General features: G+C 60.1%; 17 protein-coding genes and 3 tRNA genes. 15 read left to right on the forward strand and 5 right to left on the reverse strand.

Annotation, left to right across the window (positions count from 1 at the left end; translation table 11 throughout):
- Positions 1-36: 36 nt before the first annotated feature.
- Positions 37-372, forward strand: a complete 336-nt coding sequence (locus tag K6N12_RS11990; protein ID WP_097627268.1) for a hypothetical protein — start codon at positions 37-39, stop codon at positions 370-372.
- A gap of 33 nt (positions 373-405) precedes the next feature.
- Here K6N12_RS11990 and K6N12_RS11995 read toward each other — a convergent pair whose 3' ends face one another.
- Complete coding sequence (locus K6N12_RS11995) at positions 406-543, reverse strand: hypothetical protein (RefSeq protein WP_165503910.1); 138 nt, start codon at positions 541-543, stop codon at positions 406-408.
- 64 nt (positions 544-607) lie between these two features.
- Positions 608-814 carry a hypothetical protein gene (locus K6N12_RS12000; RefSeq protein ID WP_097627269.1) on the reverse strand — a complete coding sequence of 69 codons (207 nt, stop codon included), beginning with the start codon at positions 812-814 and terminating at the stop codon, positions 608-610.
- A 154-nt stretch (positions 815-968) separates the two neighbouring features.
- On the opposite strand from K6N12_RS12000, the gene K6N12_RS12005 reads away from it, so the two are divergent.
- Positions 969-1,709, forward strand: coding sequence for a hypothetical protein (locus tag K6N12_RS12005; protein WP_097627270.1), 741 nt, complete (start codon positions 969-971; stop codon positions 1,707-1,709).
- Positions 1,710-1,716: 7 nt separating this feature from the next.
- Here the strand turns inward: K6N12_RS12005 and K6N12_RS12010 are convergent, their stop codons facing one another.
- From K6N12_RS12010 to K6N12_RS12020, 3 genes are read right to left on the reverse strand one after another with little or no spacing between them, the layout of a single operon-like run.
- Positions 1,717-2,409 carry an AprI/Inh family metalloprotease inhibitor gene (locus K6N12_RS12010; protein WP_097627271.1) on the reverse strand — a complete coding sequence of 231 codons (693 nt, stop codon included), beginning with the start codon at positions 2,407-2,409 and terminating at the stop codon, positions 1,717-1,719.
- Positions 2,410-2,446: 37 nt separating this feature from the next.
- Positions 2,447-3,337 (reverse strand): 23S rRNA (guanosine(2251)-2'-O)-methyltransferase RlmB, encoded by an 891-nt coding sequence (rlmB, locus tag K6N12_RS12015; RefSeq protein WP_012557362.1) that lies wholly within the window; start codon positions 3,335-3,337, stop codon positions 2,447-2,449.
- Positions 3,334-3,510, reverse strand: a complete 177-nt coding sequence (locus K6N12_RS12020) for a hypothetical protein (RefSeq protein WP_165503909.1) — start codon at positions 3,508-3,510, stop codon at positions 3,334-3,336. The genes rlmB and K6N12_RS12020 overlap by 4 nt, the downstream gene beginning before the upstream one ends.
- A 30-nt stretch (positions 3,511-3,540) precedes the next feature.
- Between K6N12_RS12020 and K6N12_RS12025 the strand changes: the two genes are divergently transcribed.
- The 13 genes from K6N12_RS12025 (at position 3,541) to rpoB (ending at position 14,834) form a co-directional block, all read left to right on the forward strand.
- Positions 3,541-3,625, forward strand: a tRNA-Tyr gene (locus K6N12_RS12025).
- A gap of 24 nt (positions 3,626-3,649) precedes the next feature.
- Positions 3,650-3,723: transfer RNA gene (locus tag K6N12_RS12030), tRNA-Gly, on the forward strand.
- 346 nt (positions 3,724-4,069) lie between these two features.
- On the forward strand, positions 4,070-5,245 hold the full coding sequence (gene tuf, locus K6N12_RS12035; RefSeq protein WP_003573803.1) for an elongation factor Tu: 1,176 nt from the start codon (positions 4,070-4,072) through the stop codon (positions 5,243-5,245).
- A gap of 204 nt (positions 5,246-5,449) precedes the next feature.
- Positions 5,450-5,584 (forward strand): hypothetical protein, encoded by a 135-nt coding sequence (locus K6N12_RS34645; protein ID WP_275593030.1) that lies wholly within the window; start codon positions 5,450-5,452, stop codon positions 5,582-5,584.
- 170 nt (positions 5,585-5,754) lie between these two features.
- Positions 5,755-6,648, forward strand: coding sequence for an NAD-dependent epimerase/dehydratase family protein (locus tag K6N12_RS12040; protein ID WP_097630071.1), 894 nt, complete (start codon positions 5,755-5,757; stop codon positions 6,646-6,648).
- A 167-nt stretch (positions 6,649-6,815) separates the two neighbouring features.
- Positions 6,816-6,891: transfer RNA gene (locus tag K6N12_RS12045), tRNA-Trp, on the forward strand.
- A 194-nt stretch (positions 6,892-7,085) separates the two neighbouring features.
- Positions 7,086-7,286 carry a preprotein translocase subunit SecE gene (secE, locus tag K6N12_RS12050; RefSeq protein ID WP_003547514.1) on the forward strand — a complete coding sequence of 67 codons (201 nt, stop codon included), beginning with the start codon at positions 7,086-7,088 and terminating at the stop codon, positions 7,284-7,286.
- Positions 7,287-7,303: 17 nt separating this feature from the next.
- Positions 7,304-7,834 carry a transcription termination/antitermination protein NusG gene (nusG, locus tag K6N12_RS12055; RefSeq protein ID WP_003573823.1) on the forward strand — a complete coding sequence of 177 codons (531 nt, stop codon included), beginning with the start codon at positions 7,304-7,306 and terminating at the stop codon, positions 7,832-7,834.
- Between the two features lie 177 nt (positions 7,835-8,011).
- A complete protein-coding gene (gene rplK / locus K6N12_RS12060) occupies positions 8,012-8,443 on the forward strand; it encodes a 50S ribosomal protein L11 (protein WP_003547518.1) in 432 nt (143 codons plus the stop codon).
- 4 nt (positions 8,444-8,447) lie between these two features.
- On the forward strand, positions 8,448-9,149 hold the full coding sequence (rplA, locus tag K6N12_RS12065; RefSeq protein WP_049734093.1) for a 50S ribosomal protein L1: 702 nt from the start codon (positions 8,448-8,450) through the stop codon (positions 9,147-9,149).
- A gap of 329 nt (positions 9,150-9,478) precedes the next feature.
- Positions 9,479-9,997, forward strand: a complete 519-nt coding sequence (gene rplJ / locus K6N12_RS12070) for a 50S ribosomal protein L10 (protein WP_003587203.1) — start codon at positions 9,479-9,481, stop codon at positions 9,995-9,997.
- A gap of 58 nt (positions 9,998-10,055) precedes the next feature.
- The gene (gene rplL, locus K6N12_RS12075; protein ID WP_064838108.1) at positions 10,056-10,433 is read left to right on the forward strand and encodes a 50S ribosomal protein L7/L12; all 378 of its coding nucleotides are present in this window, start codon (positions 10,056-10,058) and stop codon (positions 10,431-10,433) included.
- A 261-nt stretch (positions 10,434-10,694) separates the two neighbouring features.
- The gene (gene rpoB, locus K6N12_RS12080; protein WP_097630070.1) at positions 10,695-14,834 is read left to right on the forward strand and encodes a DNA-directed RNA polymerase subunit beta; all 4,140 of its coding nucleotides are present in this window, start codon (positions 10,695-10,697) and stop codon (positions 14,832-14,834) included.
- The last annotated feature ends 86 nt before the right edge of the window (positions 14,835-14,920 follow it).

The following is a 14,920-nucleotide window of genomic DNA, read 5'->3' on the forward strand; positions in this document are numbered from 1 at the left end:
GCGCATTGTCTCCTCATCATCAATGAGGAAGCAGCCATGAAGCTCGCACACATTATTCTCACCGCAACCATTGCCGCCGGTGCGGCTTTCGCATCGCTTGCACCTGCTTCCGCCATGCCGGCCGAACGGCCGGGTGTGACGGCCGCCCAAGGCGATATCGTCCAAATTCATGATAGCTGGCGGGGCGACCGTTGGCGTGATGACGGTGACTGGCGCGGCGACCGTGGCTGGCGCGACGACCGCAATTGGCGCCGGTCCGACTGGCGCGACGATGACCGCCGCTGGCGGCGGTGGCGTGCCGAGCGTTGGCAGGAACGCCGCGAGTGGCGCCATCGCGATCGCGCTATCCCTTTCTGGCTCTATCGCAGCTGAGGGTGATCGGCCCGGAAATCATCCGGGCCGTTTTTAATGTGTAAGGGGCTCGTTGACGCTCGCCTCGATCCTGCCGCCATTGCCGGTCTGGCCGGCGCCGGACGGCGACAGTATCGCGATGCTGAGCACGGAGACGACCATGAAGGCGACGACGGCGATCATTATGCGCATAAGCGTTCAATCCTCGTTCGATTCCGGGATTAACGCTTGATCGCCATCCGCGTTCCTGCCGGATCTATTGCACCGTTCCCGGCGTCGCAGGGCCCGGCGCCGTCGGCGACAGGGGATCGGGCTGGTGGATCGGATGCGAGGTGTCCACCCATATAATGCTGAGAATGATCCCGACGAAGACCGCGATGAAGAGGATACCGAAAATCAGCGGTCGAATAGCCATGACGGGATCGTTCCTTCTTGCTTCCGACCGGTCGTTGCGATCGGTCATCGCCCGATCATAGTGGTCCAGGAGGTCTTTCCAAGGCAAAATCGAACTTCTCCGGCATCGGTCGAGCCTTGCCCGGCTATCTCAGGCTTGCGTTTTCCCTCTGTCGCACCGGGTTGAACTGTGTCAGGGATGCCTGAAACAGTTGGGGACGGTCATGAAACGGACGGTTAGAGCATCGGTCGTTGTCGCGGCATTCATCTCGTTCGCCGGAGCCTCTGATAATGCGCGAGCTTTCGACAAGCCGATAAAAGTGGATGTCGTCGCGTTGCCGAAGGATGAGCTCAATCCCGATGCAAAGCCGAAGATCACCTGCAGCCACTATCCGGCCTTCGTGGTCAAGGAGGTCGATCTCGGCGAGGTCGGCGCCGAAAAGCTGGCGCTGCTTGCCGCCGATGCGCCTTGTGAGCGCACAAGCGAGCGCGAGCGGGTGATCGCGGACGATACCGCCGGATATCTCATGGGTGTCAGCGCCGGTTTCGTCTTCTTCCGGGCGGCGGACGGGTGGAACGGCGGGCTGCCCTTCGTCGTCTACGATGCGGCGACGGGCGAGCGACTGCTCGACGATTCCCTCGATGGCGACGATTTTGCCGCGATCAGGAGCGGGAAGGGGGAGCTGACACTCGATTTTGGCCGCGTCTACACCGCTTCCTGCTCGCTCTACCACGAAGGTGCCGACTGCGCGAAAGCGATTGCCGCCGAGACCGGCCTGGCGCCGAAGCAACTGCCGGATTGCGCCGCGGCCTACAAGGCGGAAATCAAACGCAGCCCCGACCACGCCAGCGAAATCGAGAAACTGCCGAGCGTGGTCGTCTATCCCGTCGAGCTTGCCTATGCGGCCGGCGATACGACGCGACAGCCGATGGACGGCCCGACCACTTGCAGGACGCCTGACTGAGTGGGGATCAGCGACGTACAAGCGAAAGCGGCTTGCCGCCTTCCTGCTTCGATTTGTCGAAATTGCCGTCGCTGCGCATGTCGAATCCGAGCGACGAGCCGTCACCGCCCATCAGCGTGAGGGCGAAACCCTCGATATGCCAGACCGCAAGCTTGAGCTTGGCGACATTGGCAGCGCAGTCACCGGAAAGTGACAATGGCGCGTTGCCGTCCGTCCCGACATTGCTGTCGAGCGTTACGCCGCAAAGCCTTGCTCCGTCCGGCCGCTGCATTGTCCACGTCCCGGCAAGGCTGTCGAAGGTCGGCAGGTGATCGACGCCGTCGGGGGCGGCGGTCAGCAGGTAAAGCTTGCCGTCTTCCGTCTTCAAGGGAGAGCCCTCCTTTTCGAGGAAACGGGCGAGCACCTTGCGCGTCGGATCGATCAGGATGATGCCGCCATTGCCGTCGAAATTCCACGCAGAGGCATCCGCGAGTGATGGTAACGGCTTGGTGCAGGCCTCCTGCCCGGAAATCGAATAGCCGCCGATCGCCATGTCGGTTTCGAGCGTCATCCTGCATCCCGCGCGCCCGTCTTCCGGCGCGACGAGATAGGTCCCTGCCTGTGCTCTGAGGATATCGGGATCGATATCCTGCCCATACGCCACGCCGCAGAGGAGGAGGGCGGCTGCGCAAGCCGCGAGCGGAAAGACCAAACGGATCATGACAGTCCCCCTTGTCGCCGCTCGTATGCGGATCAGCCTATGCCTTCAGGTAAAGCCGCGCCGCATAAAGCGCGATCGCCGCCGCATTCGAGACGTTCAGCGATTTGATTGCGCCGGGCATGTCGAGACGGGCAAGTGCGTTGACGGTTTCCCGCGTCTTCTGGCGAAGCCCCTTGCCCTCGGAGCCGAGCACCAGCGCCACTTTCTCACCCGAAAACGTGCCCTCGAGCGCCGCAGGTCCTTCCGAATCGAGGCCGATGGTGGAGAAGCCGAGCTTGTGCAGTTCACCGAGCGCATCGGCGAGATTGGTCACCTGTATATAAGGTATCAGTTCCAGCGCGCCGGAGGCTGATTTGGCGAGCACGCCTGACTCGGTCGGGCTGTGTCTCTGGGTGGTGATGACGGCGCCGGCATTGAACGCGACGGCCGAGCGCATGATCGCGCCAACATTATGCGGATCGGTGACCTGGTCAAGGACGAGCAGGAGAGGGCTGTCCTTCAGCGCTTCGAGCCGGCGGACCGGCAGCGGCCGTGTTTCCAGCATGACGCCTTGATGGATCGCCTCGGGGCCGAGCACCTTGTCGATCTCCTGCGGCGAGACGATCTCGAAGGGAATGCCGAGCGTTTCGACGTCGACTTCGAGCCGCGCCAGCGCGTTCTGCGTCACGAAGAGTTTGATCTTCTTGCGCTCGGGATTGTCGAGGGCGGCGCGCACCGTATGCAGGCCATAGAGATGCACCTGGTCGGGCGCCAGCGCCGGCGGCTTCCAGTCCTCAGCCCCGCGCCTGCGTTTCTGCGGCTGAGGGGTCGGAATCTCGCCGCGTTCGCGCTTTGCGTCACGGTGGGCGCGCCGCAGCGTGGCGTAGTGCGTATCCTTGGCCGATGGGTCTGTCGCGGCCTTGCCGCCAGGTTTTTTGTCTTTGCTCATGCGGCTTTATAGCCATGGCGCTCGCCGCCGCATAGGCTTTCTTTCATATGCCGGCTTTCGGTGGCGAATGAAATTTTTCGTGTTTTTTCCGTTGTCATCGTGTTGACAGACTGAAATGCTCCGGTCATATACGCGGCGCAGACGACGGGCGGCATCGCTTCGAAGTCTGACAAACTTGGTCTTCTAGATCCGGACGAAAAACTGGAGAGATGCCCGAGTGGTTAAAGGGGACGGACTGTAAATCCGTTGGCTCAGCCTACGTTGGTTCAAATCCAACTCTCTCCACCATTCGTCATCGGATCGGACCACCCCGCGGGTATAGCTCAATGGTAGAGCAGCAGCCTTCCAAGCTGAATACGCGGGTTCGATTCCCGCTACCCGCTCCAGTTCTCCAAAGCTCGTTCATGGGCCCGATGCTGCCGCGATAATTCCGCGCGTAGATCTTTCGGAACAGGCTGGCGACAGCGGCTCTCGACTGACAGGCGAGGGCGCTCGGCCCCGGGCGCCCGTGCTTCATCTCCCGCCGTCCACGCGATTTTCTGCAAGGATTTCAGTGATTTTCCCCTGCATTCCGGCGAATCGCCTTGCAGCCGGCGAATTGTCCCCCATATGCGCTGTCACACCAAGAATGGCGTCTGCAATTAAGTCTTGCGCAATGTCGCCGAAAGCCTTAAACGGCGGCACTAAACCGGTTCGCCGGGGCCCACCATTTCGTTCACAGGAAGCATTCAAATGGCAAAGAGTAAGTTTGAGCGCAACAAGCCGCACGTCAACATTGGCACGATCGGCCACGTTGACCACGGCAAGACGTCTCTGACGGCAGCGATCACGAAGTACTTCGGTGAGTTCAAGGCGTACGACCAGATCGACGCTGCTCCGGAAGAAAAGGCCCGCGGCATCACCATTTCGACGGCGCACGTCGAGTATGAGACGCCGGCCCGCCACTATGCGCACGTCGACTGCCCCGGCCACGCCGACTACGTCAAGAACATGATCACCGGTGCTGCCCAGATGGACGGCGCGATCCTGGTGTGCTCGGCCGCTGACGGCCCGATGCCGCAGACGCGCGAACACATCCTGCTGGCCCGCCAGGTCGGCGTTCCGGCGATCGTTGTGTTCCTGAACAAGGTCGACCAGGTTGACGACGCCGAGCTTCTCGAACTGGTCGAGCTCGAAGTTCGCGAACTTCTGTCGTCCTACGACTTCCCGGGCGACGATATCCCGGTCGTCAAGGGTTCGGCGCTTGCTGCTCTTGAAGATTCTGACAAGAAGATCGGCGAAGACGCGATCCGCGAGCTGATGGCTGCGGTCGACGCCTACATCCCGACGCCTGAGCGTCCGATCGACCAGCCGTTCCTGATGCCGATCGAAGACGTGTTCTCGATCTCCGGCCGCGGCACGGTTGTGACCGGCCGCGTCGAGCGTGGCATTGTCAAGGTTGGCGAAGAAGTCGAGATTGTCGGTATCCGCGCAACTTCGAAGACGACGGTGACCGGCGTTGAAATGTTCCGCAAGCTGCTCGATCAGGGCCAGGCTGGCGACAACATCGGCGCCCTGGTTCGCGGTGTGAACCGTGACGGCGTCGAGCGTGGCCAGATCCTGTGCAAGCCGGGCTCTGTCAAGCCGCATAAGAAGTTCATGGCGGAAGCCTACATCCTGACGAAGGAAGAGGGTGGCCGTCATACGCCGTTCTTCACCAACTACCGTCCGCAGTTCTACTTCCGCACGACCGACGTGACCGGCATCGTGACGCTGCCGGAAGGTACCGAGATGGTCATGCCGGGCGACAACGTCACGGTTGCCGTCGAGCTGATCGTTCCGATCGCGATGGAAGAAAAGCTGCGCTTCGCGATCCGTGAAGGCGGCCGCACCGTCGGCGCCGGTATCGTCGCTTCGATCGTCGAGTAATCCTGGGATTACCCGAAATTCAGGAAAAACCCCGCTGGAAACGGCGGGGTTTTTTCGTTTTGATGCCTGTTTGAGGGATTAACAGGTGTTGTAAAAATATCGTTAAATATGCCCGTCACAGTATTTTGTTCATCTCACATTCAGAAACCAGTTGTGATTGGTTCATTTTAGTCCAGACTCCTTCATGCAAAGAGGAGAGCCCGGATGATTCCAAAGGCCACGTTCGCTGCGACCATATTCGCGATGTATGTTTTCACGATGTTTTTCATCGCTGCAATTCCGCAGGAGGTTGTTCAGGCAGCCGGAGTGCAGATCGGTGACGTAACCGTCGTTAAGTGACGATTTCAGCAGTTCACCGCAGGCGTCTGCGGTGAACGGAAATGATCGGCCAGGCGCCCCGGATAGGCTGCTCCTGGCGACGCGGGGGTGAACCCTTGCAGGACGCTCGCTTGCTCTTCGCGCGGAAGCGTCTAACTATGCCTCCGATTTGATGATGCGGAGGATATTCCATGAAGAAGCGAATTCTGTTTACGGGCGGTTCGGGCAAGGCAGGTCGCCATGCCGTGCCATGGCTCGTCAATGCGGGTTACGAGGTTCACAACCTCGATCTGGTGCCGCTGGACAGTCCCGGCGTCACCAATCTCATTGCCGACATCACCGATAGCGGTCAGGTCTTCAATGCGTTGTCGATGCACCGGGATTTTCCCGATCTCGATGCGGGCAGGGGCGTGCAACCCTTCGATGCCGTCGTGCATTTCGCCGCCATCCCGCGCATTCTGATCAAACCCGACAATGAGACTTTCCGCATCAATACGATGGGCACTTATAATGTCATCGAGGCGGCGGTGAAGCTCGGCATCAGGAAGATTATCGTCGCATCCAGCGAGACGACCTACGGGGTCTGCTTCGCCGAAGGTCATCGCGATTTCCATCAGTTCCCGCTGGAGGAAGACTACGACGTCAATCCGATGGATTCTTACGGGCTTTCCAAGGTGGTCAACGAAAAGACGGCGCGTGCCTTTGCCGAGCGTTCGGGGTTCGACATCTATGCGCTGCGCATCGGCAACGTCATCGAGCCGCACGAATATGAGAGGTTTCCCACCTATTTCGCCAATCCCGAGATGCGCAAGCGCATTGCCTGGAGCTATATCGACGCCCGCGATCTCGGACAGATCTGCCATCTCTGCATCGAAAAGGACGGTCTCGGCTATCAGGTCTTCAACGCGGCCAACGACACCGTCTCGGCCAATACGCCGTCGAGGGAGCTTGCCAAGCGATTCTTCCCCAACGTGCCCTTCACCCGGGAGATCGGCGAATATGAAGGCCTGCTCTCCAACCGCAAGATTCGCGAAGTGCTGGGTTTTAAAGAAGAGCACGATTGGCGGAAATACGTGAAGGTCTGAACCCATATCGGTGGCGCGATGAGCAAGCCGATCGCTCGCATATGCGCAGAATGGCTATGAAAAACGAAAATCGTGCTTGCCAATCCGCCGTCGCCGTCTTAAAGGGAGCGCCATGCTTTTCAGCAGCGATTTGCGGGCCTTGGCCCAGCGCTGAATGAGCGGCATGAAGGGGTATAGCTCAGTTGGTAGAGCGGCGGTCTCCAAAACCGCAGGTCGTAGGTTCGAGCCCTACTGCCCCTGCCATTTTCCTTGATGCGGGACAGCGCGGACGTGCTCGCGGCATTCCGGCCGGGGATCGATGGGCGGTGACTAATTTCGTTAAACTTCGGTTTCCCTCTTGTCTATTCGGGAATCGGTGTTTATTTAGGGTTCAACAGACACGCGGTGCGTGGGGCTGATAGTTTCAGCTTTACGCGCCGTAATTGCGTGGGCAGTCGATGGCATCAAAATCCAATCCGTTTGCGTTTCTGCAGCAGGTTCGCTCCGAGACGTCCAAAGTTACATGGCCGTCGCGCCGCGAGACGATGATCTCGACGGTCATGGTGCTTGTGATGGTGGTTTTCGCCGCGCTGTTTTTCTTTGCCGCTGACCAGCTGATCGGCTGGGCTCTGAGCTTCGTGCTCAATACCGGCAACTGATACGGGTGGAGATGAAAATGGCGGCACGTTGGTACATCGTCCACGCATATTCAAATTTTGAAAAGAAGGTTGCTGAAGACATCGAGAACAAGGCTCGCCAGAAGGGGCTTGAGCACCTGTTCGAGAAAATCCTCGTGCCGACCGAAAAGGTGGTGGAAGTGCGTCGCGGCCGCAAGGTCGACAGCGAGCGCAAGTTCTTCCCGGGCTATGTCATGGTTCGCGCCAATCTGACGGATGAAGCCTACCATCTGATCAAGAATACGCCGAAGGTCACAGGCTTCCTCGGCTCCGATAATAAGCCCGTTCCGATTCCGGATCATGAAGCCGAGCGCATTCTCGGCCAGGTCCAGGAAGGTGTCGAGCGGCCGAAGGCCTCCATTACCTTCGAGATCGGCGAGCAGGTTCGCGTTTCCGACGGCCCGTTCGCGTCGTTCAACGGCACGGTTCAGGATGTGGACGAAGAGCGTTCGCGCCTGAAGGTTGAAGTGTCGATCTTCGGCCGCGCAACGCCGGTCGAGTTGGAATACGCTCAGGTCGAGAAGGTCTGATTGTAAGAGATTGGAAGCAGGCCCTTGCGGCCGGTTTCCTGCGGACCTTGTCCGCACCCGCGTGGAAGGTGAGGGGTCTTAGCCGGACCCTAATGATCCGCACCACGCAACCGCAGCCGCCGGAGAGATCCGGCATCACGGGCCGGGCGACCGGCCGTTCATGAAAGGCAGAGAGATATGGCTAAGAAAGTTGCAGGCCAGCTCAAGCTTCAGGTCAAGGCAGGATCGGCAAACCCGTCCCCGCCGATTGGTCCGGCGCTTGGTCAGCGTGGCATTAACATCATGGAATTCTGCAAGGCGTTCAATGCCGCCACGCAGGAAATGGAAAAGGGTATGCCGATCCCGGTCGTCATCACCTATTACCAGGACAAGTCCTTCACCTTCGCGATGAAGCAGCCTCCGGTCAGCTACTGGCTGAAGAAGGAAGCGAAGATCACGTCCGGTTCCAAGACGCCCGGCAAGGGCGCCAAGGCCGGCTCCCTCACCAAGGCTCAGATCAAGTCGATCGCAGAAGCCAAGATGAAGGATCTGAACGCAGCGGATATCGAAGGTGCAATGGCGATGATCGAGGGCTCTGCCCGCGCCATGGGCCTGGAAGTGGTGGGTTAAGATCATGGCTGGTAAGCGCACGCAGAAGATCAACGAAGGTGTTGATCCCACTAAGCTCTACGCTCTGAGCCTGGCTATCGGCATGGTCAAGGAACGGGCTGTCGCCAAGTTCGACGAAACAATCGAGGTCTCGATGAACCTCGGCGTCGACCCGCGCCATGCGGACCAGATGGTTCGCGGCGTCGTCAACCTGCCGAACGGCACGGGCCGCACGGTTCGCGTCGCCGTCTTCGCTCGTGGCGTCAAGGCCGATGAAGCCAAGGCCGCCGGTGCCGATATCGTCGGCGCTGAAGACCTCGTCGAAATCGTCCAGGGTGGCAAGATCGAATTCGATCGCTGCATCGCCACCCCCGACATGATGCCGCTCGTCGGCCGTCTCGGTAAGGTTCTCGGCCCCCGCGGCATGATGCCGAACCCGAAGGTCGGCACCGTCACCATGGATGTCGCCGGAGCCGTCAAGGCTTCCAAGGGCGGCGCTGTCGAGTTCCGCGTCGAGAAGGCTGGTATCGTCCATGCCGGCATCGGCAAGGCCTCTTTCGACGCCAAGGCTCTGGAAGAAAACATCCGCGCCTTTGCTGACGCCGTCATCAAGGCGAAGCCGGCTGGCGCCAAGGGCAACTACGTCAAGCGCGTGGCGATTTCCTCGACCATGGGCCCGGGCGTCAAGATTGAAGTCGGCTCGGTCACCGCAGCTCCGACTGCATAAGTTGATTGCCGGACCTCGGTCCGGTCACTGAAATTCCGGCCTCGCAAGGGGCCGGAATATTCCGGAGAAATCCGGAATCCTGTCCGAGATTGCAGGTGGTTTTCCCTTAATCACTTCGCCTGCATGAGACGGGTAAGACCCGAATTTCATGAAGTTCGCTTCTAGGAAATCGGTTCGAGCCTTGGATGCCTTGTGCCTCTTTAGCCTTGATTGGCGCGGGAGCGCGGGGGGACAGGATCCTCAAGCGTCGCTTGGGATCTCACATGATCCCGGGAGGCAAAAGGCAACCCGGCGGGCCCGTTTTCGGTCCCGCCAACTGGAGATAGGCAGTGGAAAGAGCGGAAAAACGCGAATTCGTCACGGAACTGAACGAAGTCTTCAAGGCTTCGGGCTCAGTTGTCGTGGCCCACTATGCTGGTGCCACAGTCGCGCAGATGAACGACTTTCGTTCGAAGATGCGTGCAGCTGGCGGTACCGTCAAAGTCGCGAAGAACCGCCTGGCCAAAATTGCCCTTCAGGGTACGGAAGCGGAAGGGATCACTGATCTCTTCAAGGGTCAGACGCTGATTGCATACAGCACCGATCCGATCACCGCTCCGAAGGTCGTCATGGACTTCGCCAAGACCAACGACAAGATCGTTGTTCTGGGCGGCGCCATGGGAACAACCACGCTCAACGCCGATGCAGTCAAGTCGCTTGCGACCCTGCCTTCGCTCGATGAGCTGCGTGCGAAGCTGCTGGGCATGATCCAGACACCGGCTACCCGCATCGCTGGGGTTGTTGCAGCACCGGCAAGCCAGCTTGCTCGCGTGTTCGCGGCTTACGCCAAGAAGGACGAAGCCGCTTAAGGCGGTTTTTCGCTGTTTATAATCAACCGGTTCGAACCGAACAAAAGGAACTAGTAAAATGGCTGATCTCGCAAAGATCGTTGACGACCTCTCCGCTCTGACCGTTCTGGAAGCTGCAGAACTGTCGAAGCTTCTCGAAGAAAAGTGGGGCGTTTCCGCTGCTGCTCCGGTAGCTGTTGCTGCCGCTGCTGGTGGTGCTGGCCCGGCTGTCGTTGAAGAAGAAAAGACCGAATTCGACGTTATCCTCGTCGACGCCGGTGCCAACAAGATCAACGTCATCAAGGAAGTCCGCGCCATCACCGGTCTCGGCCTCAAGGAAGCCAAGGACCTCGTCGAAGGCGCTCCGAAGGCTGTCAAGGAAGGCGTCAACAAGGCTGAAGCCGCTGACATCAAGAAGAAGCTTGAAGACGCTGGCGCCAAGGCCGACGTCAAGTAATCTTGAAACGCTTTTGGGAGGCAGTCTTTGCTGCCTCCCATTTGCCGTTTTTCTGAACGAATTACCCAAAAGCCGCGTCAAACCGGCTTTTGGGTAATGGGTTCTTCAAAAGGATAGTCTCGCATCGAGGGCAGCACAGCAATCCGAGCTGAGCGTTTTCGGGTGTCGGACGAGATTGGATGACTCATTGATAGACGGGATCGACTGGCCATCGGTTCCCGTCCGTTGCAGGCCCGGGTGCAAGATTTTGAAGGAGCGACGATGGCTCAGACCCTTTCGTTCAACGGTCGTAGGCGCGTACGCAAGTTTTTTGGTAAGATCCCCGAAGTCGCAGAAATGCCGAACCTCATCGAGGTTCAGAAGGCGTCCTACGACCAGTTTTTGATGGTTGAAGAGCCGAAAGGCGGCCGGCCCGACGAGGGCCTTCAAGCCGTTTTCAAGTCGGTTTTCCCGATCACCGATTTTTCCGGCGCTTCGATGCTGGAATTCGTATCCTACGAGTTCGAACCGCCGAAGTTCGACGTTGACGAATGCCGTCAGCGCGACCTGACCTATGCGGCACCCCTGAAGGTGACGCTGCGCCTGATCGTGTTCGATATCGACGAGGATACGGGCGCGAAGTCGATCAAGGACATCAAGGAACAGTCCGTCTATATGGGCGACATGCCGCTCATGACCAACAACGGCACGTTCATCGTCAACGGCACCGAGCGCGTCATCGTTTCCCAGATGCACCGTTCGCCGGGCGTCTTCTTCGATCACGACAAGGGCAAGAGCCATTCTTCCGGCAAGCTGCTCTTTGCTGCCCGCGTCATCCCTTATCGCGGTTCCTGGCTCGATATCGAATTCGACGCCAAGGATATCGTCTACGCCCGTATCGACCGTCGCCGTAAGATCCCTGTCACGTCGCTGCTGATGGCGCTCGGCATGGACGGCGAGGAAATCCTCGACACCTTCTACACGAAGTCGCTCTACAAGCGCGACGGCGAAGGCTGGCGTATTCCCTTCAAGCCGGAAACGCTGAAGGGCGCCAAGGCGATCACCGAGATGGTTGACGCCGATACCGGCGAAGTCGTCGTCGAAGCCGGCAAGAAGCTGACCCCGCGCCTGCTGCGCCAGCTGTCAGACAAGGGCCTGAAGGCGCTGAAGGCCGCTGACGACGATCTCTACGGCAACTATCTCGCCGGCGACATCGTCAACTACTCCACCGGTGAAATCTACCTCGAAGCCGGCGACGAAATCGACGAGAAGACGCTCGGCATCATCCTGGCGAACGGCTTCGACGAGATCCCGGTTCTTGGCATCGACCACATCAATGTCGGCGCCTATATCCGCAACACGCTTTCGGCCGACAAGAACGAGAACCGTCAGGACGCTCTGTTCGACATCTACCGTGTCATGCGTCCGGGCGAGCCGCCGACCATGGAATCGGCCGAAGCCATGTTCAACTCGCTGTTCTTCGATGCGGAGCGTTACGACCTCTCCGCCGTCGGCCGCGTCAAGATGAACATGCGTCTCGACCTGACCGTCGAAGACACCGTCCGCATCCTGCGCAAGGACGACATCCTGGCCGTGGTCAGGATGCTGGTCGAACTGCGCGACGGCAAGGGCGAGATCGACGACATCGACAACCTCGGCAACCGCCGCGTCCGCTCGGTCGGCGAGCTGATGGAAAACCAGTACCGTCTCGGCCTGCTCCGCATGGAGCGTGCGATCAAGGAACGCATGTCCTCGATCGAGATCGACACGGTCATGCCGCAGGATCTGATCAACGCCAAGCCGGCGGCTGCCGCCGTGCGCGAATTCTTCGGTTCCTCGCAGCTCTCGCAGTTCATGGACCAGGTCAACCCGCTCTCGGAAATCACCCACAAGCGCCGTCTGTCGGCTCTTGGCCCGGGTGGTCTGACCCGTGAGCGCGCCGGCTTCGAAGTCCGCGACGTGCATCCGACCCACTACGGCCGTATTTGCCCGATCGAAACGCCTGAGGGCCCGAACATCGGTCTGATCAACTCGCTTGCGACCTTTGCCCGCGTCAACAAGTACGGCTTCATCGAAAGCCCGTACCGCCGTATCGTCGACGGCAAGGTGACGAGCGACGTGCTCTACCTGTCCGCCATGGAAGAGGCGAAGTACTACGTCGCCCAGGCCAACGCCGAAATGAACGCCGACGGTTCCTTCGTCGACGAGTTCGTCGTCTGCCGTCATGCCGGCGAAGTCATGCTCGCACCCCGCGACAGCATGAACCTGATGGACGTTTCGCCGAAGCAGGTCGTTTCGGTCGCAGCCGCGCTCATCCCGTTCCTGGAAAATGACGACGCCAACCGCGCGCTCATGGGCTCGAACATGCAGCGTCAGGCCGTGCCGCTGCTGCGTGCCGAAGCCCCGTTCGTCGGTACCGGCATGGAGCCGGTCGTTGCCCGTGACTCCGGCGCCGCCATCGGCGCGCGCCGTGGCGGCGTGGTCGACCAGGTCGACGCGACGCGTATCGTTATCCGCGCCACCGAAGACCTCGAAGCCGGCAAATCCGGCGTCGATATCTACCGCCTGCAGAAGTTCCAGCGTTCGAACCAGAACACCTGCGTCAACCAGCGTCCGCTGGTCACCGTCGGTGACGAGGTCAACCGCGGCGACATCCTCGCTGACGGCCCGTCGACCGATCTCGGCGACCTGGCGCTCGGCCGCAACGCGCTCGTCGCGTTCATGCCCTGGAACGGCTACAACTACGAAGACTCGATCCTGCTCTCCGAGCGTATCGTTGCCGACGACGTGTTCACTTCCATCCACATCGAGGAATTCGAAGTGATGGCGCGCGACACCAAGCTTGGTCCTGAGGAAATCACCCGCGACATTCCGAACGTTTCGGAAGAAGCGCTGAAGAACCTCGACGAAGCCGGTATCGTCTACATCGGCGCCGAAGTTCAGCCGGGCGATATCCTCGTCGGCAAGATCACGCCGAAGGGCGAAAGCCCGATGACGCCGGAAGAAAAGCTTCTGCGCGCCATCTTCGGCGAAAAGGCCTCCGACGTGCGCGACACTTCCATGCGCATGCCGCCCGGCACCTACGGCACGATCGTCGAAGTCCGCGTCTTCAACCGCCATGGCGTCGAGAAGGACGAGCGCGCGATGGCAATCGAGCGCGAAGAGATCGAACGTCTTGCAAAGGACCGCGACGACGAGCAGGCGATCCTCGACCGTAACGTCTACGGCCGTCTGATCGAAATGCTGCGCGGCCAGGCCTCCATCGCCGGCCCGAAGGGCTTCAAGAAGGGCACCGAGCTTTCGAACGCCGTCGTCTCCGAATATCCCCGCTCGCAGTGGTGGATGTTCGCCGTCGAGGACGAGAAGGTTCAGAGCGAGCTCGAAGCCCTTCGCGGCCAGTACGACGAATCCAAGTCGCGCCTTGAACAGCGCTTCATGGACAAGGTCGAGAAGGTCCAGCGCGGCGATGAAATGCCTCCTGGCGTCATGAAGATGGTCAAGGTCTTCGTCGCCGTGAAGCGCAAGATCCAGCCGGGCGACAAGATGGCCGGCCGTCACGGGAACAAGGGCGTCGTCTCGCGCATTGTGCCTGTCGAGGACATGCCGTTCCTCGAAGACGGCACGCATGTCGACGTCGTTCTGAACCCGCTCGGCGTTCCCTCGCGTATGAACGTCGGCCAGATCCTCGAAACCCACCTGGGTTGGGCTTGCGCCGGCATGGGTCGCCAGATCGGCGAACTGATCGACGCATACAAGGCCAATGGCAACATCGAGCCGCTGCGCAAGACCATCGGCGATGTCGTCGGTGACGGTCCGAAGGCCGAACAGGTCCAGGATTTCGACGACGACTCGGTTCTGCGTCTCGCCGACCAGTGGAAGCGTGGCGTTTCGATTGCAACGCCTGTCTTCGACGGCGCCAACGAAGCCGACGTCAACGACATGCTGCGTCTGGCAGGTCTCAAGGATACCGGCCAGTCGACGCTCTATGACGGCCGTACCGGCGAGCAGTTCGACCGCCAGGTGACCGTGGGCTACATCTACATGCTGAAGCTCAACCACCTGGTCGACGACAAGATCCATGCCCGTTCGATCGGTCCTTACTCGCTCGTGACCCAGCAGCCGCTGGGCGGCAAGGCGCAGTTCGGCGGTCAGCGCTTCGGCGAAATGGAAGTCTGGGCGCTCGAAGCTTACGGCGCGGCCTACACGCTGCAGGAAATGCTGACGGTGAAGTCGGACGACGTCGCCGGCCGCACCAAGGTCTACGAAGCCATCGTCCGCGGCGACGACACGTTCGAAGCCGGTATTCCGGAAAGCTTCAACGTTCTTGTCAAGGAAATGCGCTCGCTGGGCCTCAGCGTCGAGCTCGAAAACACCAAGCTTGACGAGGCGCAGGCAGCGCAGCTGCCCGACGCGGCCGAGTAAGCACCTGATAGGGCGTGCGCTGCCAATGCGGCGCACGCCGGTCCCGCCGGGCGCCGTATCCGTATCGGCCCTGCAGGGAAGTTTCG

It is taken from the genome of Rhizobium redzepovicii, from assembly GCF_019793435.1.
Taxonomy (GTDB): domain Bacteria; phylum Pseudomonadota; class Alphaproteobacteria; order Rhizobiales; family Rhizobiaceae; genus Rhizobium; species Rhizobium redzepovicii.

Bases quoted from the DNA above. Each gene is read 5' to 3' on its own strand.
- K6N12_RS11990 (WP_097627268.1), top strand. From the start codon at position 37: ATGAAGCTCGCACACATTATTCTCACCGCAACCATTGCCGCCGGTGCG.
- K6N12_RS11995 (WP_165503910.1), bottom strand. From the start codon at position 543: ATGCGCATAATGATCGCCGTCGTCGCCTTCATGGTCGTCTCCGTGCTC.
- K6N12_RS12000 (WP_097627269.1), bottom strand. From the start codon at position 814: ATGACCGATCGCAACGACCGGTCGGAAGCAAGAAGGAACGATCCCGTC.
- K6N12_RS12005 (WP_097627270.1), top strand. From the start codon at position 969: ATGAAACGGACGGTTAGAGCATCGGTCGTTGTCGCGGCATTCATCTCG.
- K6N12_RS12010 (WP_097627271.1), bottom strand. From the start codon at position 2,409: ATGATCCGTTTGGTCTTTCCGCTCGCGGCTTGCGCAGCCGCCCTCCTC.
- rlmB (WP_012557362.1), bottom strand. From the start codon at position 3,337: ATGAGCAAAGACAAAAAACCTGGCGGCAAGGCCGCGACAGACCCATCG.
- tuf (WP_003573803.1), top strand. From the start codon at position 4,070: ATGGCAAAGAGTAAGTTTGAGCGCAACAAGCCGCACGTCAACATTGGC.
- K6N12_RS34645 (WP_275593030.1), top strand. From the start codon at position 5,450: ATGATTCCAAAGGCCACGTTCGCTGCGACCATATTCGCGATGTATGTT.
- K6N12_RS12040 (WP_097630071.1), top strand. From the start codon at position 5,755: ATGAAGAAGCGAATTCTGTTTACGGGCGGTTCGGGCAAGGCAGGTCGC.
- secE (WP_003547514.1), top strand. From the start codon at position 7,086: ATGGCATCAAAATCCAATCCGTTTGCGTTTCTGCAGCAGGTTCGCTCC.
- nusG (WP_003573823.1), top strand. From the start codon at position 7,304: ATGGCGGCACGTTGGTACATCGTCCACGCATATTCAAATTTTGAAAAG.
- rplK (WP_003547518.1), top strand. From the start codon at position 8,012: ATGGCTAAGAAAGTTGCAGGCCAGCTCAAGCTTCAGGTCAAGGCAGGA.
- rplA (WP_049734093.1), top strand. From the start codon at position 8,448: ATGGCTGGTAAGCGCACGCAGAAGATCAACGAAGGTGTTGATCCCACT.
- rplL (WP_064838108.1), top strand. From the start codon at position 10,056: ATGGCTGATCTCGCAAAGATCGTTGACGACCTCTCCGCTCTGACCGTT.
- rpoB (WP_097630070.1), top strand. From the start codon at position 10,695: ATGGCTCAGACCCTTTCGTTCAACGGTCGTAGGCGCGTACGCAAGTTT.